Source organism: Streptomyces sp. NPDC059201, assembly GCF_042754585.1.
Lineage (GTDB): Bacteria > Actinomycetota > Actinomycetes > Streptomycetales > Streptomycetaceae > Streptomyces.
On record NZ_JBHZBB010000008.1, the window covers coordinates 149,397 to 174,023 of the forward strand.

Genomic DNA, 24,627 nt, shown 5'->3' on the forward strand with positions numbered 1-24,627 from the left:
AGTCCGTCGGAATGCGCCTCACCCACACGGGTGCACGTCTCTCGGTCGCCAGTACGCAGCGTCACGCTCTGCGGAGATCCATACCGAAAGCAAAGGCCGCAAAGATCCAGCACGATCCCGTCGGGATCCAGCACAGAGCCAGCTCAGGAGGCAGGCAGATGGGACGCCACCGTCGCTCCGGCGCCGCGCCCGCCGGGGCAGACTACGCGACCGGCACCGACCGCGGTCACGGGGGTACGCGCCGCAAGCGCCGCCACCCCGTCCGCAACGGACTGCTCGGGGCCTCGGCGGCGGTCGCCGTCGGCGCCGTCGCGGTCGCCTCGGGCCTCCTCCCCGGCGGGGAGACCCTCACCACCGGCAGCGTGGGCAGCAGCCGTCCGACCACCGCCGAGACCCGCCAGACCCCGGAGCTGACCACCCAGGGCGCCGGGGCGACCCGCACCCCGGCGGAGAAGTCGGCCGCCACGGGCAGGAGCGCGCCGGCCCCGAAGAAGTCGACGGCCTCCGCCTCGGCCTCCCCGAAGCCCACGCCCACCCCCACGAAGAGCGCGACCCCCTCCCCCACGCCGTCGAAGACGCGCACCCAGGCCCCGGCGCCCACCACCACCACGGCCAAGCCGAAGCCGAAGCTGATACCCACGCCGAAGCCCAAGCCGTCGAAGGCCCCGGCCACCACCAAGGCCGCCGCCCCGGCGCCCGCGCCCACCACTCAGGAACCGGACGAGGAGACGACGGCCGCGGGCTCCACCGCCGACCGCGCGGACGCGGCCGAGGCCGGGGTGCTGCGCCTGGTGAACGTCGAGCGCGGCAAGGTGGGCTGCTCCCCGCTCCAGCCCTCGGACAGCCTCGCCCAGCTCGCCGGCGCCCTGAGCGCCGACATGGCCGCACGGAACTTCTTCGACCACACCGACCCCGACGGCGCCACCCCCTGGACCCGCGCCCAGGCCGCCGGCATCGCCAACCTCGGCGCCGAGAACATCGCCCGCGGCCAGGTCGACGCGACCTCCGTGGTGGTCTCCTGGATGAACAGCGACGGCCACCGCGCCAACATCCTGAACTGCGACTTCACCACCCTCGGCGTCGGCGTCCACTTCGCCGACGGCGGCCCCTGGTGGACCCAGGACTTCGGCCGCTGAGCCCTAGGCGGGCACGCTCACTTTCCGAAAGCGCGGTCTGGTGGTGAGCGGGCGGCGCGCGTACCGTGGGCTCCATGACCGACGATCTCGCCTTTGACGTGTTCGCGCGGGGGTGTGCCTCGCGGGTGACGCTGGAGCACGTCACGGGGCGGTGGGGCAGCCTCACCCTGGGAGCCCTGTACGAGGGCTCCTTCCGCTTCAACGAACTGCGGCGGCGGGTCGACGGCGTCAGCGAGAAGATGCTCGCGCAGACGCTGCACGCGCTGGAGCGCGACGGGCTGGTGCACCGCGAGGCGCAGCCGGTCAATCCGCCCCGCGTCGACTACCGGCTGACCCCGCTCGGGCGGGACGTCGCCGAGCGGCTCGTCGGCCTGATCGCGCTGGTCGAGGGGCGGATGCCGGAGGTCGTCGCGGCCAGGGAGGCGTACGACTCCGAGCGCGCCCCCGTCACGGGCTGACGCGCGGCGGGCGCTGGCAGCGCGGGCAGAAGTAGCTGGAACGGTTCATCCAGGCGCGGCGGCGCATCGGCGTCCCGCAGCGGCGGCAGGGCTCGTCCTCGCGCCCGTACGCATCGAGCGAGCGGTCGAAGTAGCCGGACTCGCCGTTCACGTTCACGTAGAGGCTGTCGAAACTGGTGCCGCCGGCCGCGAGCGCCTCGTTCATCACGTCGCGGACGTGGCCGAGGAGCTCGGCCGAGCGCGGGCGGGTGAGGGTGGCGGTCGGCCGGTCGTAGTGCAGCCCCGCCCGCCACAGCGCCTCGTCGGCGTAGATGTTGCCGACCCCGCTGATCAGCGACTGGTCGAGGAGCGCCCGCTTGATCGTGGTCCGCCGCAGCCGGAGCGCGGCCTGGAAGGCGGCGTCGTCGAAGGCGGGGTCCAGCGGGTCGCGGGCGATGTGCCCGATGACGTCCGGCAGCCCGTCCGGGGTCTGGTCGTGGAGCGAGAGCCCGCCGAAGGTGCGCTGGTCGACGAAGCGGAGCTCCGTACCGGCGACACCCGCGACGGAGTCGCTGTCGGACGGCGTGAAGCGGATCCGGATGCGCAGGTGCTTCTCGCTCGGAGCGGCCTCCGGCTGCACCAGGAGCTGCCCGCTCATCCCGAGGTGGCCGAGGACCGAGGTGCCGGTGCCGGCGAGCGGCAGCCACAGGTACTTGCCCCGGCGCCGAGCCGGCTCGAAACGCTGTCCCGTCAGCCGGGCCGCGAAGTCCTCGCCGCCCGCGGGGTGACGTCGTACGGCCCGGGGGTGGAGCACCTCGACGCCGGCCACGGTCCGGCCGGCGACCCAGCGCTCCAGTCCGCGCCGGACGACCTCGACCTCGGGCAGCTCGGGCACGGGACTCCTCCGGAGGGGGTACGGGGTGGTGGTCCTCGCAGCCTACCGCCCGGGGCCGGACCGGCCGGGCCCGCCCGGAAACGGCTCCGCCCGCCCCTGGCGGGGGCGGGCGGTGGGTCTTCCGCTGAAGGATGCGGGCGGTGGCCGGTGCGGGGAGCGGTCAGGCGGTGGCCGGTGCGGCCCCGTCCTTCCCGTCCTGCTCACCGGCAGCACCGGAAGCACCGGATTCACCGGTCGCACCAGGCACACCGGTCTCACCGGCGTCGGCAGCGGCCTTGGCCGCCGCCGCCCGCTCGTCCGCGGCCGCGCGGATCGCGCGCCACGCGGACTCGGCGGCCTGCTGCTCCGCCTCCTTCTTGCTGCGGCCGGTGCCGGTGCCGTACGAGACACCACCGACGCGGGCGGCAGCAGTGAAGGTCTTCTCGTGGTCCGGGCCCTCCTCGGAGACGAGGTACTCCGGAACGCCGAGCCCCTCGGCCGCGGTGAGTTCCTGGAGACTGGTCTTCCAGTCCAGGCCGGCACCGAGGTTCGAGGACTTCTCGATCAGCGGGTCGAAGAGCCGGTGCACCAGCTCGGACGCCGCGTCGAGGCCCTGGTCGAGATAGACCGCGCCGATCACCGCTTCGAGGGTGTCGGCGAGGATGGATGCCTTGTCCCGGCCGCCCGTGCCCTCTTCACCCCGGCCGAGCCGGATGAAGGAGCCCAGGTCGAGACCACGCCCGACGTCCGCCAGCGCACGCGAGTTGACCACCGCGGCCCGAAGCTTGGCCAGCTGGCCTTCGGGCAGATCGGGGTGGGTGCGGTAGAGGGTGTCGGTGACCACCAGGCCGAGCACGGAGTCCCCGAGGAACTCCAGCCGCTCGTTGGTGGGCAGACCGCCGTTCTCGTACGCGTACGAGCGGTGGGTCAGCGCACGCACCAGAAGGGCGGACTCGAGGTGATACCCGAGCCGCCCTTCCAGAAGCGTGTGGGACGAGGCGCTGTTGATGTTGTCAGACATCGTGCCTCTCACCAGCCCGCTCAGACCGCGAGGACCTGGCGCTTGTTGTAGGTGCCGCAGCTCGGGCACGCGATGTGCTGGAGCTTCGGCTCCTGGCAACGCTCACACGAAACCAGGGTGGGGACCGCAGCCTTCCACTGCGACCGGCGGTGGCGCGTGTTGCTGCGCGACATCTTCCGCTTCGGAACAGCCACGGCTACTTCTCCTGCTTCTCGTCGACACCGGTAGCGGCGTCGCTCATGTTGTCTTTCTCGTCGGCTCCCAGTGAACCGGCGAGTTCCTGCAGTGCCGCCCAACGGATGTCGGTGGCGTCGTGGTGGTGGTCCGGGTGGTCGTTCAGGTTGATTCCGCATTCGGAACACAGACCCGCACAGTCCTCCCGGCACACCGGCTGCATCGGCAGAGCGAGCACCACGGCGTCACGCAGCACAGGTTCGAGGTCGAACATGCCGTCCTCGAGGGGGATCATGCTCTCGTCTTCATCCTCCTCGTCGTCCGCGACCGCTTTGACGCGGCCCCGGTCGTCGGAGTCGGGGTACGAGAACATCTCCTGGAAGTCCGCGTCGAGCTCCAGCTCGACGGGCTCCAGACACCTTACGCACTCCCCCTCGGCCGATGCACGGGCGGTGCCTGTGACAAGCACCCCTTCCATGACCGACTCGAGTCGGAGCTCGATCTCCACCGGAGCGCCCTCGGGCACTCCGACGACCCCGGCGACGCCGAGGTCGGCGGGCGCGTCGACCGTGCGGGAGATCCGCTGGAGGGCACCGGGACGCCGCCCCAGCTCGTGTGTGTCGAACACGAGGGGGTTGCGGTGGTCGAGGCGCGTGCTCAGGGTTCTTCCTGCTTTCGGATCGTTCGCGTCGCAAGTCTCAGGGGGCTGCCGTTCGCGGGCAGCATGGATCGCGGACATACACGCGACCGAAGAGCCAGGATACTGGACGCTTCGCCCAGGGCCCAATCCGGCCCTTCCGGCTACTGCTGGCCCTGCTCGTACCGGCGCAGCTGCTCCAGGTCGATCATGCTCGTGTCGAAGAAGCTGGTCTCGTCGAGCGCGGCCGGCTGCGGCTGGACCTGCGGCTGCTGCTGGTACGCGTAGGGGTCCTGCTGCTGGTAGCCGTACGGGTCCACCTGCTGGGGCTGCTGCTGGTACGCGTACGGGTCCTGCTGCTGGTAGCCGTACGGATCCACCTGCTGAGGCTGCTGCTGGTAGCCGTAGGGGTCCTGCTGGGCGGGGATCTGCGCGGCGACCGGGGCGGGGGCGGCCACGGGCGGCAGGGGGGCGACCGGCTCCGGGTCGGCGAGCTCCGCGAGGCCGGCGAGGTAGTCGGCGTCGCTGGTGTGCACGGAGTGGCCGAGGCCGTCCTGGGCGGCCATGTGCTCGCCGAGGGCGTCGGTGGCGATCCGGCCGTGCAGCTTCTGCCGGCCGCGGCCGACGGCCTCCAGGGTCTTGGAGAGGACCGCCTCGAAGGCGCCGAGCTTGGCGTCCACGTACTCGTCGGCGCGGGAGATCAGGGTCTGCGGGTCCGCGCTGTACTCGGGGGCGTCCTCGTCGGCGTACCCGTGCTCGTCCAGGCCCGGGCCGCGGCCGAGGAGCTTCTCGCGGCCCCGGTCGACGGAGCCGATGGTCTTGTTGAGGACGACCTCGAAGTTGGCGAGCTTGGAGTCGACGTACTCGTCGGCCTCGGCCTTGACCTCCTCGGCCTCGCGGCGGGCCTCGGAGAGGATCCGGTCGGCCTCCTCCTGGGAGAGCCGGGCGATCTGGGTGTCGGAGACGATCGTGCCGCGCTCGGCGTGGGCGGCCTCGATGATCCGCTCGGCCTCCTGGCGCGCGTGCTCGACCATCTGCTCGCGTCCGCCGATGAGCTCCTGGGCCTGGGCGAGGGAGTTCGGCAGGGCGTCCCGCACCTCGTCGAGGAGGGCGAGCAGATCGGCGCGGTTGACCACACAGGAGGCCGACATGGGCATCGAGCGGGCGCCTTGTACGGTCGCGACGATCTCGTCGAGCTTCTTCTGCACGTCCACCGGGTGCTCGCCACTCTCTACAGCTGGATGGAGACGGACGGGACGACTGTAAGGGCAGTCGTGGCCCGTCCGACACCAGGTGACGGAGTGTCAGCGGTGGTGGCCGCGCGTCACTTCCCGCGGAGCCGCTCGGTCAGCCGGCCGAGGACCGCGGGGGGCACCAGGTGGGAGACGTCGCCGCCCCAGGCCGCGACCTCCTTGACCAGCGAGGACGACAGGAAGCTGTACGTGGGGTTGGTGGGCACGAACAGCGTCTCGACGCCCGACAGGCCGATGTTCATCTGGGCCATCTGGAGCTCGTAGTCGAAGTCGCTGACCGCGCGCAGCCCCTTGACGATGGCGGGGATGTCGCGCTGCTTGCAGAAGTCGACGAGCAGGCCGTGGAAGGACTCCACCTCGACGTTGCCGAAGTCGGCGGTGACCTCGCGGATCAGCTCGATCCGCTCCTCGACCGCGAACAGGCCCTGCTTGGACTGATTGATCATCACCGCGACGTGCACGACGTCGTACAGCTTGGAGGCGCGGGCGATGATGTCGAGATGTCCGTTGGTGATGGGGTCGAACGACCCCGGACAGACGGCGCGGCGCAACCTGGTTCCCTCGCTCTCCGGTCCGGTCATCGTGCGTCTTCGCACGTAGAGGCGGCGCGACCGTACCAAAACGTTCCCTCGCCGTAGCGACGGGACCGCAGTGGTTCGAAGCCGTCCGGCCAGCCGAAGGAGCCGCCTCGGGTGCTGCGCTCCACGGTGACGACGGCATCCTCGCTCAGCCAGCCCCCCGAGCGCAGTGTGAGGAGGATCTCCCGCAGTTCCTCGTCGGCGACCGCGTAGGGCGGGTCGAGGAAGACCAGGTCGTACGGCTCGGCCGGGGCCGGTCCGGTGACGATCTGCTCGGCCTTGCCGGTCCGGGCCTCGGCGCCGGGCAGGCCGAGCGCCGACACGTTCTCCCGGACGGTGCGGGAGGCGCGGGCGTCGGCCTCGACGAGGAGGGCGTGGACGGCGCCGCGGGACAGCGCCTCCAGGCCGACGGCTCCGGAGCCGGCGTACAGGTCGGCGACCCGGGCGCCCTCGATGCCGTGGAGCGCCTCCCAGGTGGAGAAGAGGCCCTCGCGCGCCCGGTCGGAGGTGGGGCGGGTGCCGGTGCCCGGGGGCACGGCCAGGCGCCGTCCGCCGGCGGTGCCGGCGATCACGCGGGTCATCGGTTTCCTCGTCCTGCGTCGTCCAGTGCGTACGCCCCAGGATATGGCCGTACGGGCCGGGGGCGCGGTCAGCCCTTCTCCAGGTACTCCTCCCGCTCCTCGCTCAGCAGGGCGTCCAGGGCGGTGCGGAGTCCCGGGTGGGCGTCGAGGTCGGGGTCGGCGAGGACGAGGGCGGTGGCCTCCTCGCGGGCGGCGGCGATGACCTCCTCGTCCTCGATGACGGCGAGGACCCGCAGGGAGGAGCGGACGCCGGACTGCGCCTGGCCGAGGACGTCGCCCTCGCGGCGCTGTTCGAGGTCGATGCGGGAGAGCTCGAAGCCGTCGAGGGTGGCGGCGACGGCGGCGAGGCGCTGCCGGGCCGGGCCGGCCTCGGGCATCTCGCTGACGAGGAGGCAGAGGCCGGGGGCGGAGCCTCGGCCGACGCGGCCGCGGAGCTGGTGGAGCTGGGAGACGCCGAAGCGGTCGGCGTCCATGATCACCATGGCGGTGGCGTTGGGGACGTTGACCCCGACCTCGATGACGGTGGTGGCGACGAGGACGTCGAGCTCGCCGGCGGCGAAGCGGCGCATGACGTCGTCCTTGTCGTCGGGGTGCATGCGCCCGTGCAGGACGGCGACGCGGAGCCCGGCGAGGGGTCCGGCGGAGAGCTTCTCGGCGACGTCGAGGACGGCGAGCGGGGGCCGCTTCTCGGCCTCGTCCTCGGCGGAGGGCTTCCGCTTGGCGCCCTTCTTCTCGGCCGCCTGGTCGACGTCGTCGCCGATGCGGGGGCAGACGACGTACGCCTGGTGGCCGTTCTCCACCTCCTCGCGGACCCGCTCCCACGCGCGCGTGAGGAAGTGCGGCTTGTCGGCGGCGGGGACGACGTGGCTGGCGATCGGGGAGCGTCCGGCGGGGAGCTGGTCGAGGACGGAGGTCTCCAGGTCGCCGAAGACGGTCATGGCGACGGTCCGCGGGATCGGGGTGGCGGTCATGACCAGCAGATGCGGAGGCTGCTTCCCCTTGCCCCGCAGCGCGTCGCGCTGCTCGACGCCGAACCGGTGCTGCTCGTCGACGACGACAAGCCCCAGGTCGTGGAACTGCACCTTGTCCTCGATGAGCGCGTGCGTCCCGATGACGATCCCCGCCTCCCCGGTCACCAGGTCGAGCAGCGCCTGCCGCCGCCCGGCGGCCCCCATGGACCCGGTGAGCACCACCACCTTGGTCGCCCGCTCGGCCCCACCGAGCATGCCCCCCTCGGCCAGCTCCCCCATCATCTCGGTGACCGACCGATGATGCTGCTGAGCCAGCACCTCGGTGGGCGCGAGCATCGCGGCCTGCCCCCCGGCATCGACGACGGCGAGCATGGCCCGCAGCGCCACCAACGTCTTGCCCGAGCCGACCTCGCCCTGGAGGAGGCGGTGCATGGGGTGGTCGGTGGCGAGGTCGTCGAAGATCTCCTTGGAGACCTTGCGCTGGCCTTCGGTGAGGGTGAAGGGGAGGGTGGCGTCGAAGGCGGTGAGGATGCCGTTCTCGGCGGGGCGGCGGGGGACGGCGGGGAGTTGGGTGTCGGCGTGGCGGCGGCGGGCGAGGGCCACCTGGAGGACGAACGCCTCGTCCCACTTGAGGCGTTCGCGGGCGGCGGCGACGTCGGCCTTGGTGCGGGGGCGGTGGATCAGGCGGAGGGCGTCGGGGAGTTCGGCGAGGCCGCGGCCCTCGCGGAGGGCGGGCGGGAGCGGGTCGACGGCGTCGACGGCGCTCGGCAGGACGGCGTCGACGGCCTTGGCGATCTTCCAGGACTCCAGTTTGGTGGTGGCCGGGTAGATCGGGATGAGGGCGCCGGCCCAGGCGTCCACCGCCACGTCGCCGTCGCCGCGCAGGAGTTCGTAGGCGGGGTGGGCGAGCTGGAGGCGCCGGTTGAAGAGCGAGACCTTGCCGGAGAACATCGCGCGCGTGCCGGGCACCAGGTCGTGGTGGGGCTTGTGGACGCCCTTGCCGAAGAAGACCAGCTGGAGCCGGCCGTACCCGTCGGTGATGGTCACTTCGAGGCGCTGGCTGCGGCCCTTGGCGCCGTTGAAGGTGTGGACGCGGGCGTCCGCGACCTGGGCGACGACCGTGACGTGCTCGTCGAGCGGCAGGTCGGAGAGCGTGGTCAGCTCGCCCCGCTCCGCGTACCGCCGGGGGTAGTGGTGGAGGAGGTCCCCGACCGTGTGCAGGTCGAGGGCCTCGGCCATGACCTTGGCGGTGGCGGGGCCGAGTGACTTCTTGAGGGGTTCGTCGAGCGCGGGCACGTGTTCCATTGCACACCACGACGCCGACAGTCGGGGCGATGCCTGTGGACAACGCGCCCGGAGCGGCCCCGCCACGCGTGGCCACGCGTGGCTATTCGACGCCGATGAGGAGCGGCGGGGCGCCTTCGCCCGCGTGGTACGTGACGGTGTCGACGGCCAGGTAGCCGCGCCGGACGTGGGCTTCGAGGGTGTCGGCGAGGCCGGGCGGGGCGCTGTCGGCGACGACGAGGGTGACGAGTTCGCCGCCGGCCTGGAGCATCCGGTCGAGGACCGTGCGGGCGGTGTCGGTGAGGTCCTCTCCGATGACGGCGACGTCGCCCTCGATGAGGCCGAGGACGTCGCCGGCCTGGCAGACGCCGGCGCTGGTGAAGGACTGGCGTTCGGCGACGGCGAGTTCGGCGTAGCGGGTGGCGCCGGCGGCGGCGGTCATGGCGACGACGTCCTCGTCGAAGCTGCGCTCGGGTTCGTGGACGGCGAGGGCGGCGATGCCCTGGACGGCGGCCCGGGTGGGGATGAGGGCGACCCGGATGCCCTCGGCGCGGGCCCGTTCGGCGGCGGACGCGGCGGCCGCGCGCAGGTCGGTGTCGTTGGGCAGGAGGACCACCTCGCGCGCGTGGGCGCGGCGGACGGCGGCGAGGAGTTCGTCCCCGGCGGGCGGTTCGCCGGGCCTGGCCTGGACGGTGGTGGCGCCGGCCTCGGCGCAGAGCACGGCGAGTCCTTCGCCGGGGAGGACGGCGACGACGGCGCGCGGGGCCCGTTCCTCGCGCGCGTGGGCGGGCGTTCCCGGTGCTCCGGCCGCTCCGGCCGCTCCGGGGGCTTCGGCCGCGTGACCGCCGCCCGGCGCGGAGGCGGGGGCGGCCACAGGCACATGCGCGTGCGCGTGTGCCGTGCTCGCGAAGTGGGTGACGCGGATCCGGTGCGGCCGCCCCGCCTCGATCCCGGCCTCGACGGCGGCGCCCGCGTCGTCGACGTGCACGTGGACGTTCCAGAGCCCGTCGCCGCCGACGACGACGAGGGAGTCGCCGAGGGCGTCGAGCCGGGCCCTGAGGAGTTCGACGGCGGCGTCCTCGGCCTCCAGGAGGTACAGCACCTCGTAGCCGGGGCCCGTGTCGTCGGGGCCGCAGGGCTCTCCCGGGACGACGGGCAGGGCCCGTACCACCGGGGACGGCGGCAGCGGTTCCGGCGCCCGGCCGGTCACCGTCTCCACCAGCGCGCCGAGGACGGCCACCAGGCCCTGCCCACCGGCGTCCACGACCCCCGCGCGGCCGAGCACGGCCAGCTGGCCGGGGGTGGCCTCCAGGGCCGTCCTGGCCCCGTCGTAGGCCCTCCTGGCCACGTCCGGGAGGGTTCCGCCGGTCGCGCAGGAGGCCGCGGCGGCGGCCGCGACGGTGAGGATGGTGCCCTCCTCGGGGTGGGCGACGGCCGCGCGGGCGGAGGCGGCCGCGTCGTCGAGGGCGCGGGCGAGGTGGTCGCCGTCGGCGCCCTCCGCGAGCACCCCGGCCATGCCGCGCAGCAGCTGGGACAGGATGGTGCCGGAGTTGCCGCGGGCGCCGAGGAGCGCTCCGTGGGCCATGGCGCGGACGGCGTCGGTGGTGTCGGGGGCGGAGGTGCCGGAGGCTCCGGGGGCGGTGAAGACGGCCTCGACGGCCCGGTGGGCGGCGTCCGCGGTCAGGTACAGGTTGGTGCCGGTGTCCCCGTCGGCGACCGGGTAGACGTTGATGGCGTCGATCGCGGCCCGCTCCCGCCCGAGTGCCTCGGCCGTCCGCGCGCTCCAGGCCCGGACCGCCTCGGCGTCGAGGACGAGACGCTCGTCACTCCGGACGGCGTGGTCGAAGGGCTGCGGGGCTCGCGACAACGGGGGTCCTCCTTGGGCGGTGCGGCTCACCGCAGGGTAGACGGGGGTCTCCCTGGCCCGGGGGGCCGGGAGAGGGTCGGACCGGACCGTGGTAGTTTCGTTCCACCGAGGCAGTCGTTGTATGCTGCTTCGGTTGCCCGGCACTCGCCGGGCCATCCCCGGCAAGCCACTTCAGACTCCTGATTCCGGTGCGCCGGATCTCACTGTAAATCTGAAGTCTTTGGAGTGACCCGTGGCTGCCAACTGCGACGTCTGCGGCAAGGGGCCGGGCTTCGGCAACAACATTTCGCACTCGCACCGCCGTACGTCTCGTCGCTGGAACCCGAACATCCAGCGTGTGCGTGCCGTGGTCGGTCGGACGCCGAAGCGGCTCAACGTCTGCACCTCGTGCATCAAGGCCGGCAAGGTCTCGCGCTAATCGCGACGTTTCAGTCGTAGCGCAGCCCCTGCGGTTGCCTTGAGAGGCCGGTTCACCTCGGTGAACCGGCCTCTTGCCGTGCCCGGGGACTTTCAGCGGCGCAGTTCCCACGCGTGGTCGACGGGCCCGATGCCCTCCCCCAGGGAGAATCCGGCGGCGATCGCCCCGGTGACGTACGCCTTCGCCTCCCGTACGGCCTCCGGGACCGGGAGGCCCTTGGCGAGCCCGGACGCGATGGCCGAGGCGAGGGTGCAGCCGGTGCCATGGGTGTGCCGGTTGTCGTGACGGGGGGCGCGCAGCCAGTGTTCCTCGGTGCCGTCGGTGAGCAGGTCCACCGCCTCGCGGCCGGTGGGCAGGTGGCCGCCCTTGATCAGGACCCACTCCGGCCCGTACGACAGGACGCCCTCGGCGGCGTTCCTCATGTCGCTCTCGTACACGACGTGCACGCCGGTGAGCTGCGTCACCTCGTCCAGGTTGGGCGTGGCGACGGTCGCGGTCGGCAGCAGCCGGTTCCGTACGGACTCCAGGGCGCTGGCCGCGAGCAGCGAGTCACCGTGCTTGGAGACGCCGACCGGGTCCACGACCACGGGCACGTCCGTGCCCGCGAGGAGTTCGGCGACGGTCTCGACGAGCGGGGCGGTGGCGAGCATGCCGGTCTTGACCGCGTGGACGCCGATGTCGTCGACGACGGCCCGGTACTGGGCGCGGACCGCCTCCTCGGGAAGCTCCCAGACGCCCCGCACGCCCCGCGAGTTCTGCGCGGTGACGGCGGTGAGGACGCTCATGCCGTGGACGCCGAGGGCGAGCATGGTCTTGAGGTCGGCCTGGATGCCCGCGCCGCCGCCGGAGTCGGATCCGGCGACGGTCAGGACGAGCGGCGGTGCGGGGCTCACTCGGTCTCCCCGAAGTGGTCCCAGCCGCCGGTGCTGTGCCAGGGGGCGCCGTCGACGGTCACCTGGGGCAGCGCGGAGGGGGCGATGACCTCGCCGATGACCTTCCAGCGCGCGGGCAGCTTCACGTCCGGCGGGAAGGTGGCGACGATCGCGTGGTCCTCACCTCCGGTGAGGACCCACTGGAGCGGGTCGACGCCGACGGCCTGGCCGATGTCGTGCATCTGGCCGGGGATGTCGATGAGTCCGGAGCGCAGGTCGATGCGGACGTTGCTGGCCTCGGCGATGTGGCCGAGGTCGGCGATGAGGCCGTCGCTGACGTCGCACATGGCGGTGGCGCCGAGCCCGGCGGCGGCCGGACCCGCGTGGTAGGGCGGTTCGGGCCGGCGGTGCGCCTCGACGAAGGCGCGGGGGGAGCGGAAGCCCCGGGAGAGGACCGCGTAGCCGGCGGCGGACCAGCCGAGCCAGCCGGTGTAGGCGACGACGTCGCCGGGCTGGGCGCCGCCCCGGGTGACCGGGTCGGCGTTGCGGAGGTCGCCGAGGGCGGTGATGGAGACCATGATCGTGTCGCCGCGGACGACGTCTCCGCCGACCACGGCCGCGCCCGCGACCTGACATTCGTCGCGCAGTCCGTCCATGAGTTCCGTGGGCCAGGTGACCGGGAGCTCGGCGGGGACGACGAGGCCGAGGAGGAGGGCGGTGGGGACCGCGCCCATGGCGGCGATGTCGGCGAGGTTCTGCGCGGCGGCCTTGCGGCCGACGTCGTACGCCGTCGACCAGTCGCGGCGGAAGTGCCGTCCTTCGAGCAGGATGTCCGTGCTGGCCACCACGCGCCGGTCCGGGGCGGAGACCACGGCGGCGTCGTCGCCGGGCCCGATCCGTACCGCCGGGGTGGAGGTGAGCCGGGACGTGAGCTCTCTGATGAGCCCGAACTCGCCCAGTTCTCCGACTGTGCCCTTCACCGCGTCTCACCTCGTGTCGTCGTGCCGGCCGGCGGTCGGCGGAGCGTCCGTGCGCGCCGCGGGTCGCGGGCCGTCACCGTGCTGGGTACCGTCAAGTTGACCGTCAACTTCTGTCCTGTGTACGCCACACCCCGGGCGCCCCGGTAGGCGCGGGACTCCCCGCGGCTTCCGGCAACGCGGTACCGTGGCGTCTCTTTCTCCCACAAGATCCTCGTGGCCGCCCTGGAGGTTCCGTGGTACAGGCGTACATCCTGATTCAGACCGAGGTGGGCAAGGCGTCGACCGTCGCCGACACCATCGCCAAGATCCCGGGGGTGATCCAGGCAGAGGACGTGACCGGACCGTACGACGTGATCGTGCGGGCGCAGGCCGACACGGTCGACGAGCTCGGCCGCATGGTGGTCGCGAAGGTCCAGCAGGTGGACGGCATCACCCGCACCCTGACCTGCCCGGTCGTCCATCTGTAGCCCCCGTCTACGCTTGGCCGGTGACTTCTTCCCACCGGCCTCTCGGCCTGCCCGTCTCGGCCGCCGTCCTGCTGCTGGCCGTCACCGGCTGCTCCGCCGACGCCCAGGCGTCGGTACCGGTGCCGTCACCGCCCGCGGCGGAGGCGGCGCTCTGCCGTGCGCTGGCGAAGGAGCTCCCGGACACCGTGGCGGGGCAGGAGCGGAGCGATCCGTCCCCCGACTCGGAGCTGACCGCCGGCTGGGGTGACGGTGCGATCGTACTGCGCTGCGGGGTCCCCCGGCCCGAAAAGATGAGCGATCCGCAGGCGCAGGCCGTCTCCGCCGAGCGCGTCCGCTGGATGCTGGAGCGGACGGAGGGCGGCGGACCCCGTTTCACCTCGGTGTACCGCGAGACGTACGTCGAGATCGCCCTGGACGAGCGGTACGCCCACGACATCGCGCCGCTGGTCGATCTGGCCGCCCCGGTGGACCGCTCGGTGCCCTGCGCCCTGGAGCCGGAGTGCCGTTAGGCCCTTGCCTCCGGGTCCCGGAGGCGAGGGCCCCGGCCGTCGGCTAGCGCAGGCCCGTGGAGCGGGTCAGCGCGGCCTGGACGAGCCGGTCGACGAGCTCGGGGTAGCTCACGCCGCTCTCCTGCCACATGCGCGGGTACATGGAGATCGGGGTGAAGCCGGGCATGGTGTTGATCTCGTTGATGACGAAGTCGCCGTCCTCGGTGAGGAAGAAGTCGGCGCGGACCAGGCCCTCGCAGGAGACCGCCTCGTAGGCGGCGACGGCCAGGCGCTGGACCTCGGCGGTGGCCTCGTCGCCGATGGGGGCGGGCACCAGACCGGAGGCCGAGTCGATGTACTTGGCCTCGAAGTCGTAGAAGTCGTGGTCGGTGACCGGCGGGATCTCGGCGGGCACGCTGGCGCGCGGGCCGTCCTCGAACTCCAGGACGCCGCACTCGATCTCGCGGCCGCGCACCAGCGCCTCCACGATGATCTTCGGGTCGTAGCGGCGGGCCTCCTCGACGGCCTCGTCGAGGCCGGAGAGGTCGTCGACCTTGGTGATGCCGACGGAGGAGCCGCCGCGGGCCGGCTTCACGAAGAGCGGCCAGCCGTGGTCGGCGGCGAACTCGACGATCTTCTTGCGGGCCTCGGCCGGGTTGCGGTCCCACTCGCGCGGCCGGATCACCTCGTACGGGCCGACCGGCAGGCCGTAGGAGACGAAGACCCGCTTCATGTACTCCTTGTCCTGGCCGACCGCGGAGGCGAGGACGCCCGCGCCGACGTACGGGATGCCGGAGAGCTCCAGGAGGCCCTGGAGGGTGCCGTCCTCGCCGTACGGGCCGTGGAGCATGGGGAAGACGACGTCGACCTGGCCGAGGGCCTGCGGCAGGCTGCCGGGCTCGTGGAGGACGACCTCGCGGTCCGCCGGGTCGACGGGGATGACCACGCCGCCGGTCTCCGACTCGGCGAGCTGGGCGACGTCCGGCAGGGAGCGCTCGGCGATCGCCATCCGCTCGGGGGCGTCGGCGGTCAGCGCCCAGCGCCCCTCCCTGGTGATGCCGATGGGAAGCACGTCGTACTTGGTCCGGTCGATCGCCTTGAGGACGGCGCCGGCGGTGACGACGGAGATGGCGTGCTCCGAGCTGCGTCCGCCGAAGACGACGGCCACGCGCGGCTTGCGGGGGCTCTGGGTGTTCTCGCTCATATCGCGTTGAGCGTACCTTGCGGTGTCCGAACTCCTGAGCGCCCCGCTGACGGCCTCCCGCGTCCGGCTCAGCGGCTTTGGCTCAGCGTCTTCGGCTCAGCGCCTTTCGGGCTTGGCGCTGCGCGACATGAGCTCCTTGAGCGCGACCGTCGGCGGCTTGCCGTCGTGGACGATGGAGACGACGGTCTCGGTGATGGGCATGTCGACGCCGTGCCGGCGGGCCAGATCGAGCACCGACTCGCAGGACTTGACGCCCTCGGCGGTCTGCTTGGTGGCCGCGACGGCCTCCTGGAGGGTCATCCCGCGGCCCAGGTTGGTGCCGAAGGTGTTGTTCCGGGAGAGCGGCGAGGAGCAGGTGGCGACGAGGTCGCCGAGGCCCGCGAGGCCGGAGAAGGTGAGCGGGTCGGCGCCCATGGCGAGGCCGAGGCGGGTGGTCTCGGCGAGGCCGCGGGTGATGAGCGTGGCCTTGGAGTTGTCGCCGAGGCCCATGCCGTTGGCGATGCCGACGGCGAGGCCGATGACGTTCTTCACCGCGCCGCCGAGCTCGCAGCCGACGACGTCGGTGTTGGTGTACGGGCGGAAGTACGGGGTCATGCAGGCGGCCTGGAGCCGCTGGGCGACCGACTCGTCGACGCAGGCGGCGACGGCGGCGGCGGGCTGCCGGGCGGCGATCTCGCGGGCCAGGTTGGGGCCGGTGAGGACGGCCACGCGCTCGGCGGGGACGTCGGCGACCTCGGTGATGACCTCGCTCATCCGCTTGGCGGTGCCGAGTTCGATGCCCTTCATCAGGGAGACGAGCACGGTGTCGGGGCCGAGCTTCGGCGCCCAGGCGGCGAGGTTCTCGCGCAGGGTCTGGGAGGGGATGACCAGGACGGCGAAGTCGGCTCCCTCGGCGGCCTCGGCCGCGTCCGCGGTGGCCGTGATGCCCCGGGGGAGTTCGATGCCGGGCAGGTAGTCCGGGTTGGTACGGGTGGCGTTGATGGTCTCGGCGAGCGCGGGGCGGCGGCCCCAGAGGCTCACCTCGCAGCCCGCGTCGGCCATCACCATGGCGAAGGCGGTGCCCCAGGAACCGTTGCCGAAGACGGCGGCCTTGGTCACTTGGCGCCTCCCTCGGCGGCCTTGCGGCGCTGCTCCAGGCGGGCGCGGCGCGGGTCGTACGGCTCCGCGGGGGCCTGCTCGCCGCGGACCTCCGCCAGCAGGGCGGTGATGGCCGCCATGATCGTCTCGGTGGCCTCGCGCAGCACCTCGGGGGTGGGCTCCAGGCCGTCGAAGCGGGAGAGGTCGACGGGCGGGCCGGCCTGCACGATGAGCGTCTTGCGCGGGAAGAGCCGGAACTTGTCCGTCTTGGCGTACGGCGGCATCGCGAGGTTGGCGCCCCACTGGGCCACCGGGATGACGGGCGCCTTGGTGAGCAGCGCGACGCGGGCGGCGCCGGTCTTGCCGTGCATGGGCCACATGTCGGGGTCGCGGGTGAGGGTGCCCTCGGGGTAGAAGGCGACGCACTCGCCCCGCTCGATGGCCTCGACGGCGGCGCGGAAGGCGTCCAGGGCGTCGGTGGTCTCGCGGTAGACGGGGATCTGCCCGGTGTTGCGGAGCATCGTGCCGACGAATCCGGCCTTGAAGAGGCCGGCCTTGGCCAGGAAGCGGGGCACTCGGCCGGTGTTGTACTGGTAATGCGCGTAGGAGAGCGGGTCCAGGTAGGAGTTGTGGTTGACCGCGGTGATGAAGCCGCCGTCGGCCGGGATGTGCTCCGTGCCGCGCCAGTCCCTCTTGAACAGAACCACCAGGGGGGGTTTGGCGATGACCGCCGCGAGGCGGTACCAGAAGCCGATTCTGCGGCGGGGCACTCGGGGCACCTTTCTCCGGTGTCTTGCTGGCAGGGGGTCAAGTGTCGCCCCATGCTCCTGCTCTGTCGAGGACACCGTACGCCCCGGGGCCGGGGCCGTACCGCCGGGGCGGGACAGAATGGTCGGCGATGAACACGGATGCGGACGACGGCTGGTCCCTGGTCGTACCCCTGAAACCCCTGGCCCTGGCGAAGAGCCGGCTGGCGCCCTCCGCCGGGGAGCTGCTGCGCCCCCGGCTGGCCCTGGCCTTCGCCGAGGACACCGTGGCGGCGGCGCTGGACTGCCCGGAGGTACGGGACGTGGTGGTGGTCACGGACGATCCGGCGGCGGGCCGGGCGCTGGCGGCGCTGGGGGCCCTCATCGTGCCGGACTCCCCGGCGGCGGGGCTCAACGCGGCGCTGGCGCACGGGGCCCGGGCGGTGCGGGAGCGGCGGCCGCACGCGCGCGTGGCGGCGTTGAACGCGGATCTTCCGGCGCTGCGTCCGGTGGAGCTGGCGCGGGTCCTGGCGGTGGCCCGGCAATTCCCGAGGGCATTTCTCGCGGATGCCGCCGAAATAGGTACGACATTCCTCTCGGCGGCACCGGGGGTGGAATTGGAACCGGCTTTCGGGGGTCCGTCGCGGCTGCGGCATTTGTCGTCGGGAGCGGTGGAAATCACGCTGGCCGGGGTGGATTCCGTCCGCCGGGACGTGGACACCGGCGAGGATCTGGCGGCGGCGGGGGCCCTGGGGCTCGGCCCGCGGACGGCGGCCCGGCGGCCGGCGGCGGCCGGATAGGCTGCGGTCCATGCAGGCGACCGCGTACACGTACGACCCCGAGAACCGCAGCGGCAGTGTGCTGCTCGACGACGGCACCCCGGTGGATTTCGGGGCGGACGCGTTCGACGCGGGCGGGCTGCGGCTGCTCCGGCCGGGGCAGCGCGTGCGGATCGAGGCGGAGCCCGGCACCTCGGGCGCGGGCCTGCGGATCACCCTGGTGACGTTGCAGACCTTCTGAGTCGCTCCCCCGGTCCCGTACCGCCGGGTCCGCGCGCACGCGCCGCGGGCCGGGCTCCCGTGCGGGAGCCCGGCCCGGCGGACGTGCGGTGACCGTCCTACTTCTTGGCGGCGGCCTTCTTGGCCGTGGCGGTCTTGCGCGCCGTGGTCTTCTTGGCGGGCGCCTTCTTCGCCGTGGCCTTCTTGGCCGGGGCGGTCTTCTTGGCGGCGGCCTTCTTGGCCGTGGTGGCCGTGGTGGCCTTCTTGGCGGCGGCGGTGGTGGTCTTCTTGGCGGCCGCCGCCGTCTTCTTGGTGGCGGCCGAGGTCTTCTTCGCGGCCGCGGTGGTGGTCTTCTTCGCCGGGGTCGCCTTCTTCGCGGCGGCGGCGGTGGTCTTCTTGGCCGGCGTGGCCTTCTTGGCGGCGGCCTTCTTGGCCGTGGTGGCCTTCTTGGCGACGGCCTTCTTCACGGTGGCGGAGGCGCCGCCGGTCAGGCTGCCCTTGGGGGCCTTCTTGACGGAGACCTCGCCGCCCTTGGGGAGCTTCTTCGAGCCGCTGACCAGGTCCTTGAAGCCCTGACCCGCGCGGAAGCGCGGAACGGAGGTCTTCTTGACCCGCACGCGCTCACCCGTCTGCGGGTTGCGGGCGTAGCGGGCCGGGCGGTCGACCTTCTCGAACGAGCCGAAGCCCGTCACCGAGACCCGGTCGCCGGAGACCACGGCGCGCACGATGGCGTCGAGCACGTGGTCGACGGCTTCGGCGGCCTGCTGGCGACCGCCCAACTTGTCGGCAATCGCTTCTACGAGCTGCGCCTTGTTCACGTCTTCCCCTTCGGAGACTTTGCCGGAACGAAACTGTTCTAGCGTTTTCGCACGTTAGGCATGTATATACCGCAAATCAAACACGAAACGGCCTAATCACCCTTGTGCCGCAACGCGGAAGTGCCGTTGCGGAGTTCCTGGTGTCAGTCGTCTTCAGGGAATCGGCCCTCATCGAGGTCCTTCATCAACCGGTCCAGACGCGTTGCCGCGTCCGCGAGATCGTGCTTCGCCGCGGCCGTGACGACCAGCAGCTTCCGGGACAGCGCCATCCTTACGCCCTCCGGGACTTGCAGTGCGCGCACTCGGGAGTGCGCTTCCTTCAATCGGGCGGCGACTTCCTCGTAGAGCTCGAGTTGGTTGTCGCGTTCCATGCACCGATTGTGCCATCTAGGGCGAGTTGTCGCCCGACAGGGTCTCAACAAGCGACTGCGCCCCCCACCGGAGGGTGGGGGGCGCAGTCTTGGAAAAGCGCTGCTCAGGCCGTAATTGTACGGGGCTTGAAGGACGGCCTGGCCGCCTCGTAGGCCGCGATGTCGGCTTCGTTCTGAAGGGTGAGGCTGATGTCGTCGAGGCCGTTCAGGAGCCGCCAGCGGGCGTTCTCGTCGAGCTCGAAGTCGGCGTCGATCCCGGCCGCCAGGACCTTGCGGGACTCCAGGTCGACGGTGATCTCGGCGGTGGGGTCGGCCTCGGTCAGCTCCCAGAGGGCGTCGACGGTCGCCTGGGGCAGGACCACGGTCAGCAGACCGTTCTTCAGCGAGTTGCCGCGGAAGATGTCGGCGAAGCGGGCCGAGATGACCGTCTTGAAGCCGTAGTTCTGGAGCGCCCAGACGGCGTGCTCGCGGGAGGAGCCGGTGCCGAAGTCGGGGCCGGCCACCAGGACCGTGGCGCCCTGCCGCTCGGGGCGGTTGAGGACGAACTCGGAGTCCTTGCGCCACGCCTCGAAGAGCCCGTCCTCGAAGCCGTCGCGGGTGACCTTCTTCAGCCAGTGCGCGGGGATGATCTGGTCGGTGTCGACGTTGCTGCGGCGCAGCGGGACGGCCCGGCCGGTGTGGTGGGTGAAAGCTTCCATGGTTCCTCAGACCCCCGCGGTGGTGACGGTGTCGGACAGGTCGGCCGGGGAGGCCAGGTGACCCAGGACTGCGGTGGCGGCGGCGACCTGGGGGGAGACCAGGTGGGTGCGGCCGCCCTTGCCCTGCCGGCCCTCGAAGTTGCGGTTGGAGGTGGACGCGGAGCGCTCACCGGGGGCCAGCTGGTCGGGGTTCATGCCCAGGCACATGGAGCAGCCCGCGTGCCGCCATTCGGCGCCGGCGGCCTTGAAGACCTTGTCCAGGCCCTCCTCGACGGCCTGGAGGGCGACCCGGACGGAGCCGGGGACGACCAGCATGCGGACGCCGTCGGCGACCTGCCGGCCTTCCAGCAGGGAGGCGGCGTTGCGCAGGTCCTCGATGCGGCCGTTGGTGCAGGAGCCTACGAAGACGGTGTCGACCTTGATGTCGCGCAGCGGCTGTCCGGCGGTCAACCCCATGTACTCCAGGGCCTTTTCGGCGGCGAGGCGCTCCGAGGGGTCTTCGTACGAAGCCGGGTCGGGGACGTTCGCCGAAAGCGGGGCGCCCTGGCCGGGGTTGGTGCCCCAGGTGACGAACGGGGCCAGCTCGGCGGCCTCGATGACGACCTCGGCGTCGAAGACGGCGTCCTCGTCGGTCCGCAGCGTCTTCCAGTAGGCGACGGCGGCGTCCCAGTCCTCGCCCACGGGGGCGTGCGGGCGGCCTTCGAGGTAGTCGAAGGTGGTCTGGTCGGGGGCGATCATGCCCGCGCGGGCACCGGCCTCGATGGACATGTTGCAGATGGTCATCCGGCCCTCCATCGAGAGTTTCTCGATGGCGGAGCCCCGGTACTCCAGGACGTAGCCCTGGCCGCCGCCGGTGCCGATCTTCGCGATGACGGCGAGGATCAGGTCCTTGGCGGTGACGTCGGCGGGCAGCTCGCCGTTCACGGTGATGGCCATGGTCTTCGGGCGGGCCATGGGCAGCGTCTGGGTGGCCAGGACGTGCTCGACCTGGCTGGTGCCGATGCCGAACGCCAGGCCGCCGAAGGCGCCGTGGGTGGAGGTGTGAGAGTCGCCGCAGACCACGGTCATGCCGGGCTGGGTGAGGCCCAGCTGGGGTCCCACGACGTGGACGACGCCCTGCTCGACGTCGCCGAGCGGGTGGAGCCGTACACCGAACTCCGCGCAGTTCTTGCGCAGGGTCTCCAGCTGGGCGCGGGAGACGGGGTCGGCGATCGGCTTGTCGATGTCGAGGGTGGGGGTGTTGTGGTCCTCGGTGGCGATGGTGAGGTCGAGGCGCCGCACCGGGCGGCCGTTCTGGCGGAGACCGTCGAACGCCTGGGGACTGGTCACCTCGTGCAGCAGGTGAAGATCGATGAAGAGGAGGTCGGGCTCGCCTTCGGCGCGCCGGACGACGTGGTCGTCCCAGACCTTCTCCGCGAGTGTCCTACCCATCGCTTTCCCTCCGGCCGGCGGCTGCGCCGGCACCACTAGAGACCGTTGTGCGGTCCGTTGTGCGGCCGCCTCACCAGAGTGACAAGTTCCTCGGAAAATTGAACTTGCGTTTCACAGAGTGAGACGCGAATATCGTTGCATGGACAACTCTAGCGGCGTAGGCGTTCTCGACAAGGCAGCCCTTGTCCTGAGCGCCCTGGAGTCCGGTCCGGCCACCCTCGCAGGACTGGTCGCGGCGACGGGACTCGCACGACCCACGGCCCACCGACTGGCCGTGGCATTGGAACACCACCGGATGGTCGCCCGCGACATGCAGGGCCGTTTCATTCTCGGTCCGCGGCTGGCGGAGCTGGCGGCGGCGGCCGGTGAGGACCGCCTCCTGGCGACGGCGGGTCCGGTGCTGACGCATCTGCGCGACGTGACCGGGGAGAGCGCGCAGCTCTACCGGCGCCAGGGCGACATGCGGATCTGCGTGGCGGCGGCCGAGCGGCTGTCCGGTCTGCGGGACACGGTCCCGGTGGGCTCCACGCTGACCATGAAGGCCGGCTCGTCGGCGCAGATCCTGATGGCCTGGGAGGAGCCCGAGCGGCTGCACCGGGGTCTCCAGGGCGCCCGCTTCACGGCGACGGCCCTGTCGGGCGTACGGCGCCGCGGCTGGGCCCAGTCGATCGGTGAGCGGGAGCCGGGCGTCGCGTCCGTCTCCGCGCCCGTCAGGGGCCCCTCGAACCGCGTGGTGGCCGCCGTGTCGGTGTCGGGTCCGATCGAGCGTCTGACGCGCCACCCGGGCCGGATGCACGCCCAGGCGGTCATCGACGCCGCCGCGCGTCTCAGCGAGGCCCTGCGCCGCAACGGCTGATCTTCCTCTGTTCATCTGTACGTTCCCCGGCCCACCGCTCCAACGCCGCAGCGGTGGGCCGGAGTTGTGTCCGGGTGCGGGCGACGGCCGGGAACAGCGAAGAAGCCCTCCCCCGAAGGGAAGGGCTTCCTCCTTGAGTACCCCCGACCGGATTCGAACCGGCGCTACCGCCTTGAGAGGGCGGCGTGCTAGGCCGCTACACAACGGGGGCAAGATCAAGTGCCATGCGACGGAGTCGCGTGACGTTACTACGCTGGCCTACCTGGACTCGAACCAAGACTAACTGAACCAGAATCAGTCGTGCTGCCAATTACACCATAGGCCACTGGTGGTGAAGACCAGTTGGTACCCCCGACCGGATTCGAACCGGCGCTACCGCCTTGAGAGGGCGGCGTGCTAGGCCGCTACACAACGGGGGCCCTAGCGATCCTGCATCGGGTTCACCGGGAGCTACCCAGGTGATCCCGCGGGAAGGATCTGTACCCCCGACCGGATTCGAACCGGCGCTACCGCCTTGAGAGGGCGGCGTGCTAGGCCGCTACACAACGGGGGCTTTGTGGATGCCATCCACGGTTTGCAGATGAGCTCTGCGAGCTGGCCTACCTGGACTCGAACCAAGACTAACTGAACCAGAATCAGTCGTGCTGCCAATTACACCATAGGCCACCGGGGCAACTTCCCCGTGAGGGGGATCTTGCTCGGCTTGCGCTTTCCGGGTTCTTGCCTTTCGGCTTGCTCCCCTCGGCGCAGGAAGAACATTACCCGAAGGTGGACGGTGCTCCAAAACGGGTATCCCCGCGGAGCAGCGGGAGGAGCTGGTGGAGGTCGGTGATGCGGTGCAGGCCGGGCCGGCCGCCGGTGTCGGCGCGGTCCAGCCAGATGCCGTGCAGCCCCGCCTCCTGGGCGCCGAGCGCGTCGGTGTCGGGGCGGTCGCCCACGTACGCCACCTCGTGCGGGGCGAGGCCGAGCGCCGTACAGCCGGCGTGGAACGCCTCGGCGGCGGGCTTGGCGCTGCCCAGTTCGGCGGCGCACAGGACGGCCTCGAAGTGGTCGCGGACACCGAGGGCGCGCAGCTTGGGTTCCTGGGCGTGGATGCTGGAGTTCGACAGGACGGCCTGCCGGTAGTCGGCGGCGAGCAGGTCCAGGACGGGCAGCGCGTCGGGGAAGAGCTCCCAGGCGGCCTCGTAGTGGGCCACGTACCGGCCGAACCAGGCGTCGGCCTCGGCGTCGGTCAGGGACGGCCGCTCCAGGAAGTCGCGGACCCGCCGCCGGCGCTGGTCCTGCCAGTCCCCCAGGCTGTCCTCGTAACGCCGCCAGTGCAGCTCGGTGAGCTCCTTCCAGTGGAGCAGGGCGTCCTCGACGGAGCCGTGCAGGCCGGTCAGGCCCTCGGCGGCGAGGTGGGCGCGCATGCCGGCGCGGTCGGCCGCCGCGTAGTCGAAGATCGTGTCGTCCACGTCCCAGAGGACGGCGCGGATGCTCATGGGACCGACCGTACGCCGGTGGCGGGCGGGTCCGGGAGCGCTTCACGGGGTGCGGGTGAAGCGGAAGGGGTGGAGGTCGGTGACGAAGCAGGCGACCTCGCCGTCGGCGTCGCGGCCGGTCCAGGTCGGGTAGAGGCCGTCGCCCCAGCCGGAGGCGAAGACGGCGATGGTGTGGCCGTTCTCACCCTCGGCGACGAAGGCGGTCGGTCCGGGGGTGTCGGCGTCCAGCCCCTCCCACACGACACCCGAGTCGTCGTCGGTGCCGGGGAAGGAGTGGTGGGCGACGGTGTCGAGGAAGCAGCCGGCCCCGGCGTCCACCCCGAACCCGAAGGAGTCGTCCTCGGGCTCGCCGGGGACGAGGGCGGGCTCCCAGCGGACCACCGGGGTGTCGCGGATCACCAGCCGGGCGGCGGCGTTCACGGTGTGGTCGTAGGGATACGTGAAGGTGACCTCGGCGGTCTGGACCCGGTAGCGGCCGGGCGGGACCGTGGCGGTGAAGGGCTCGGGCCGCTCGTCGTCCTGGCAGAGGTGCACGATCGGGTCGCAGGCGACGAGCCGGCCGGTGGGCAGGTCCAGCTCCCCCACCTCCCGCACGGCGAAGACGGCGTCCCTCTTCTCCAAGGTCGGTACGACGGCTCCCGGGGTGAACCAGTGGGTGAAGTCAGGCGGTGTCATGGACATGGGCCGACCCTAGGGGCCGGGTACGACAGCGGGGTGCGTACGACGACGGGGGCGGGGGCCGGGGCGGGGGCCGGGCGCCCCCCCCCGGGGGGCCCGCGGGGGGGGCCGCCCCGCGGGGCGGGCCGGGGGGCCCCGCGCGGGCGGGCGCGGGGGGCGGCGGGGCCCGGGCCCCCCCCGGGGGGCGGGGCCCCCCCGGGGGGGCCGGCCCCCGGGGGGGGGCGCCCCCGG

Annotated in this window: 28 protein-coding genes and 5 tRNA genes; 8 read left to right on the forward strand and 25 right to left on the reverse strand. The window is 72.2% G+C overall.

Annotation, left to right across the window (positions count from 1 at the left end; translation table 11 throughout):
• The first annotated feature begins 158 nt into the window (after positions 1-158).
• Both ACFXMG_RS25100 and ACFXMG_RS25105 read left to right on the forward strand, forming a co-directional pair.
• Positions 159-1,136, forward strand: coding sequence for a CAP domain-containing protein (locus ACFXMG_RS25100; RefSeq protein ID WP_383822834.1), 978 nt, complete (start codon positions 159-161; stop codon positions 1,134-1,136).
• Positions 1,137-1,210: 74 nt separating this feature from the next.
• Complete coding sequence (locus tag ACFXMG_RS25105; RefSeq protein ID WP_383822831.1) at positions 1,211-1,594, forward strand: winged helix-turn-helix transcriptional regulator; 384 nt, start codon at positions 1,211-1,213, stop codon at positions 1,592-1,594.
• On the opposite strand, the gene mutM is transcribed toward ACFXMG_RS25105, so the two are convergent.
• From mutM to ACFXMG_RS25150, 9 genes are all read right to left on the reverse strand, one after another.
• Positions 1,584-2,468 (reverse strand): bifunctional DNA-formamidopyrimidine glycosylase/DNA-(apurinic or apyrimidinic site) lyase, encoded by an 885-nt coding sequence (gene mutM, locus ACFXMG_RS25110; RefSeq protein WP_383822828.1) that lies wholly within the window; start codon positions 2,466-2,468, stop codon positions 1,584-1,586. The genes ACFXMG_RS25105 and mutM overlap by 11 nt on opposite strands.
• Positions 2,469-2,628: 160 nt before the next feature.
• Positions 2,629-3,468 (reverse strand): ribonuclease III, encoded by an 840-nt coding sequence (gene rnc, locus ACFXMG_RS25115; RefSeq protein WP_383822825.1) that lies wholly within the window; start codon positions 3,466-3,468, stop codon positions 2,629-2,631.
• Between the two features lie 20 nt (positions 3,469-3,488).
• Complete coding sequence (gene rpmF / locus ACFXMG_RS25120) at positions 3,489-3,662, reverse strand: 50S ribosomal protein L32 (RefSeq protein ID WP_043229344.1); 174 nt, start codon at positions 3,660-3,662, stop codon at positions 3,489-3,491.
• A gap of 2 nt (positions 3,663-3,664) precedes the next feature.
• Complete coding sequence (locus tag ACFXMG_RS25125; protein ID WP_383822822.1) at positions 3,665-4,381, reverse strand: YceD family protein; 717 nt, start codon at positions 4,379-4,381, stop codon at positions 3,665-3,667.
• A gap of 62 nt (positions 4,382-4,443) precedes the next feature.
• Positions 4,444-5,493: an ATP synthase F0 subunit B gene (locus ACFXMG_RS25130; protein ID WP_383822819.1), complete on the reverse strand. Its 1,050-nt coding sequence runs from the start codon at positions 5,491-5,493 to the stop codon at positions 4,444-4,446.
• A gap of 110 nt (positions 5,494-5,603) precedes the next feature.
• A complete protein-coding gene (gene coaD / locus ACFXMG_RS25135) occupies positions 5,604-6,083 on the reverse strand; it encodes a pantetheine-phosphate adenylyltransferase (protein ID WP_383822935.1) in 480 nt (159 codons plus the stop codon).
• Positions 6,084-6,109: 26 nt separating this feature from the next.
• Positions 6,110-6,691, reverse strand: coding sequence for a 16S rRNA (guanine(966)-N(2))-methyltransferase RsmD (rsmD, locus tag ACFXMG_RS25140; RefSeq protein WP_383822816.1), 582 nt, complete (start codon positions 6,689-6,691; stop codon positions 6,110-6,112).
• A 68-nt stretch (positions 6,692-6,759) separates the two neighbouring features.
• Positions 6,760-8,967 carry an ATP-dependent DNA helicase RecG gene (recG, locus tag ACFXMG_RS25145; protein ID WP_383822813.1) on the reverse strand — a complete coding sequence of 736 codons (2,208 nt, stop codon included), beginning with the start codon at positions 8,965-8,967 and terminating at the stop codon, positions 6,760-6,762.
• 82 nt (positions 8,968-9,049) lie between these two features.
• Positions 9,050-10,813: a DAK2 domain-containing protein gene (locus ACFXMG_RS25150; RefSeq protein ID WP_383822811.1), complete on the reverse strand. Its 1,764-nt coding sequence runs from the start codon at positions 10,811-10,813 to the stop codon at positions 9,050-9,052.
• A gap of 232 nt (positions 10,814-11,045) precedes the next feature.
• Between ACFXMG_RS25150 and rpmB the strand changes: the two genes are divergently transcribed.
• A complete protein-coding gene (gene rpmB, locus ACFXMG_RS25155; protein ID WP_003957616.1) occupies positions 11,046-11,231 on the forward strand; it encodes a 50S ribosomal protein L28 in 186 nt (61 codons plus the stop codon).
• Between the two features lie 92 nt (positions 11,232-11,323).
• Here rpmB and thiD read toward each other — a convergent pair whose 3' ends face one another.
• Together thiD and ACFXMG_RS25165 are read right to left on the reverse strand one after the other, a co-directional pair.
• Positions 11,324-12,124, reverse strand: a complete 801-nt coding sequence (gene thiD, locus ACFXMG_RS25160; RefSeq protein WP_383822807.1) for a bifunctional hydroxymethylpyrimidine kinase/phosphomethylpyrimidine kinase — start codon at positions 12,122-12,124, stop codon at positions 11,324-11,326.
• Positions 12,121-13,083, reverse strand: a complete 963-nt coding sequence (locus ACFXMG_RS25165; protein ID WP_360601787.1) for a thiamine-phosphate kinase — start codon at positions 13,081-13,083, stop codon at positions 12,121-12,123. The genes thiD and ACFXMG_RS25165 overlap by 4 nt, the downstream gene beginning before the upstream one ends.
• 233 nt (positions 13,084-13,316) lie before the next feature.
• Between ACFXMG_RS25165 and ACFXMG_RS25170 the strand changes: the two genes are divergently transcribed.
• Both ACFXMG_RS25170 and ACFXMG_RS25175 read left to right on the forward strand, forming a co-directional pair.
• Positions 13,317-13,550 (forward strand): Lrp/AsnC family transcriptional regulator, encoded by a 234-nt coding sequence (locus ACFXMG_RS25170; RefSeq protein ID WP_030496958.1) that lies wholly within the window; start codon positions 13,317-13,319, stop codon positions 13,548-13,550.
• Between the two features lie 20 nt (positions 13,551-13,570).
• Complete coding sequence (locus ACFXMG_RS25175) at positions 13,571-14,059, forward strand: DUF3515 domain-containing protein (protein WP_383822803.1); 489 nt, start codon at positions 13,571-13,573, stop codon at positions 14,057-14,059.
• Between the two features lie 43 nt (positions 14,060-14,102).
• Here ACFXMG_RS25175 and ACFXMG_RS25180 read toward each other — a convergent pair whose 3' ends face one another.
• The 3 genes from ACFXMG_RS25180 to ACFXMG_RS25190 form a co-directional block, all read right to left on the reverse strand.
• Complete coding sequence (locus ACFXMG_RS25180) at positions 14,103-15,242, reverse strand: D-alanine--D-alanine ligase family protein (protein WP_383822801.1); 1,140 nt, start codon at positions 15,240-15,242, stop codon at positions 14,103-14,105.
• Positions 15,243-15,338: 96 nt separating this feature from the next.
• Entirely contained in the window at positions 15,339-16,340 is a 1,002-nt protein-coding gene (locus ACFXMG_RS25185; protein ID WP_383822799.1) for an NAD(P)H-dependent glycerol-3-phosphate dehydrogenase, read from the reverse strand.
• Complete coding sequence (locus ACFXMG_RS25190) at positions 16,337-17,089, reverse strand: lysophospholipid acyltransferase family protein (protein ID WP_383822796.1); 753 nt, start codon at positions 17,087-17,089, stop codon at positions 16,337-16,339. Before ACFXMG_RS25190 ends, ACFXMG_RS25185 begins: the two co-directional genes overlap by 4 nt.
• A 128-nt stretch (positions 17,090-17,217) precedes the next feature.
• Between ACFXMG_RS25190 and cofC the strand changes: the two genes are divergently transcribed.
• Together cofC and ACFXMG_RS25200 are read left to right on the forward strand one after the other, a co-directional pair.
• Positions 17,218-17,865 (forward strand): 2-phospho-L-lactate guanylyltransferase, encoded by a 648-nt coding sequence (cofC, locus tag ACFXMG_RS25195; protein WP_383822793.1) that lies wholly within the window; start codon positions 17,218-17,220, stop codon positions 17,863-17,865.
• 10 nt (positions 17,866-17,875) lie between these two features.
• Positions 17,876-18,085: a hypothetical protein gene (locus tag ACFXMG_RS25200; RefSeq protein ID WP_383822791.1), complete on the forward strand. Its 210-nt coding sequence runs from the start codon at positions 17,876-17,878 to the stop codon at positions 18,083-18,085.
• A 97-nt stretch (positions 18,086-18,182) separates the two neighbouring features.
• On the opposite strand, the gene ACFXMG_RS25205 is transcribed toward ACFXMG_RS25200, so the two are convergent.
• The 4 genes from ACFXMG_RS25205 to leuC all read right to left on the reverse strand — a co-directional run bounded on the left by ACFXMG_RS25205 (position 18,183) and on the right by leuC (position 21,381).
• A complete protein-coding gene (locus ACFXMG_RS25205) occupies positions 18,183-18,881 on the reverse strand; it encodes an HU family DNA-binding protein (RefSeq protein ID WP_384119652.1) in 699 nt (232 codons plus the stop codon).
• Positions 18,882-19,024: 143 nt separating this feature from the next.
• A complete protein-coding gene (locus tag ACFXMG_RS25210; RefSeq protein WP_383824114.1) occupies positions 19,025-19,252 on the reverse strand; it encodes a hypothetical protein in 228 nt (75 codons plus the stop codon).
• A 104-nt stretch (positions 19,253-19,356) separates the two neighbouring features.
• Positions 19,357-19,950: a 3-isopropylmalate dehydratase small subunit gene (gene leuD / locus ACFXMG_RS25215; RefSeq protein WP_383824111.1), complete on the reverse strand. Its 594-nt coding sequence runs from the start codon at positions 19,948-19,950 to the stop codon at positions 19,357-19,359.
• 6 nt (positions 19,951-19,956) lie between these two features.
• Positions 19,957-21,381, reverse strand: a complete 1,425-nt coding sequence (leuC, locus tag ACFXMG_RS25220) for a 3-isopropylmalate dehydratase large subunit (protein ID WP_383824108.1) — start codon at positions 21,379-21,381, stop codon at positions 19,957-19,959.
• 139 nt (positions 21,382-21,520) lie between these two features.
• Between leuC and ndgR the strand changes: the two genes are divergently transcribed.
• Complete coding sequence (ndgR, locus tag ACFXMG_RS25225; RefSeq protein ID WP_005311436.1) at positions 21,521-22,237, forward strand: IclR family transcriptional regulator NdgR; 717 nt, start codon at positions 21,521-21,523, stop codon at positions 22,235-22,237.
• Between the two features lie 138 nt (positions 22,238-22,375).
• Here the strand turns inward: ndgR and ACFXMG_RS25230 are convergent.
• The 7 genes from ACFXMG_RS25230 to ACFXMG_RS25260 all read right to left on the reverse strand — a co-directional run bounded on the left by ACFXMG_RS25230 (position 22,376) and on the right by ACFXMG_RS25260 (position 24,399).
• Positions 22,376-22,448, reverse strand: a tRNA-Glu gene (locus ACFXMG_RS25230).
• 42 nt (positions 22,449-22,490) lie between these two features.
• Positions 22,491-22,562, reverse strand: a tRNA-Gln gene (locus tag ACFXMG_RS25235).
• Positions 22,563-22,580: 18 nt separating this feature from the next.
• Positions 22,581-22,656 (reverse strand) — tRNA-Glu (locus tag ACFXMG_RS25240).
• 61 nt (positions 22,657-22,717) lie between these two features.
• A tRNA-Glu gene (locus tag ACFXMG_RS25245) sits at positions 22,718-22,790 on the reverse strand.
• A 41-nt stretch (positions 22,791-22,831) separates the two neighbouring features.
• A tRNA-Gln gene (locus ACFXMG_RS25250) sits at positions 22,832-22,903 on the reverse strand.
• Between the two features lie 92 nt (positions 22,904-22,995).
• Entirely contained in the window at positions 22,996-23,718 is a 723-nt protein-coding gene (locus tag ACFXMG_RS25255; protein WP_383824106.1) for an HAD family hydrolase, read from the reverse strand.
• A 42-nt stretch (positions 23,719-23,760) separates the two neighbouring features.
• A complete protein-coding gene (locus ACFXMG_RS25260; protein WP_383824103.1) occupies positions 23,761-24,399 on the reverse strand; it encodes a DUF4241 domain-containing protein in 639 nt (212 codons plus the stop codon).
• Between the last annotated feature and the right edge of the window lie 228 nt (positions 24,400-24,627).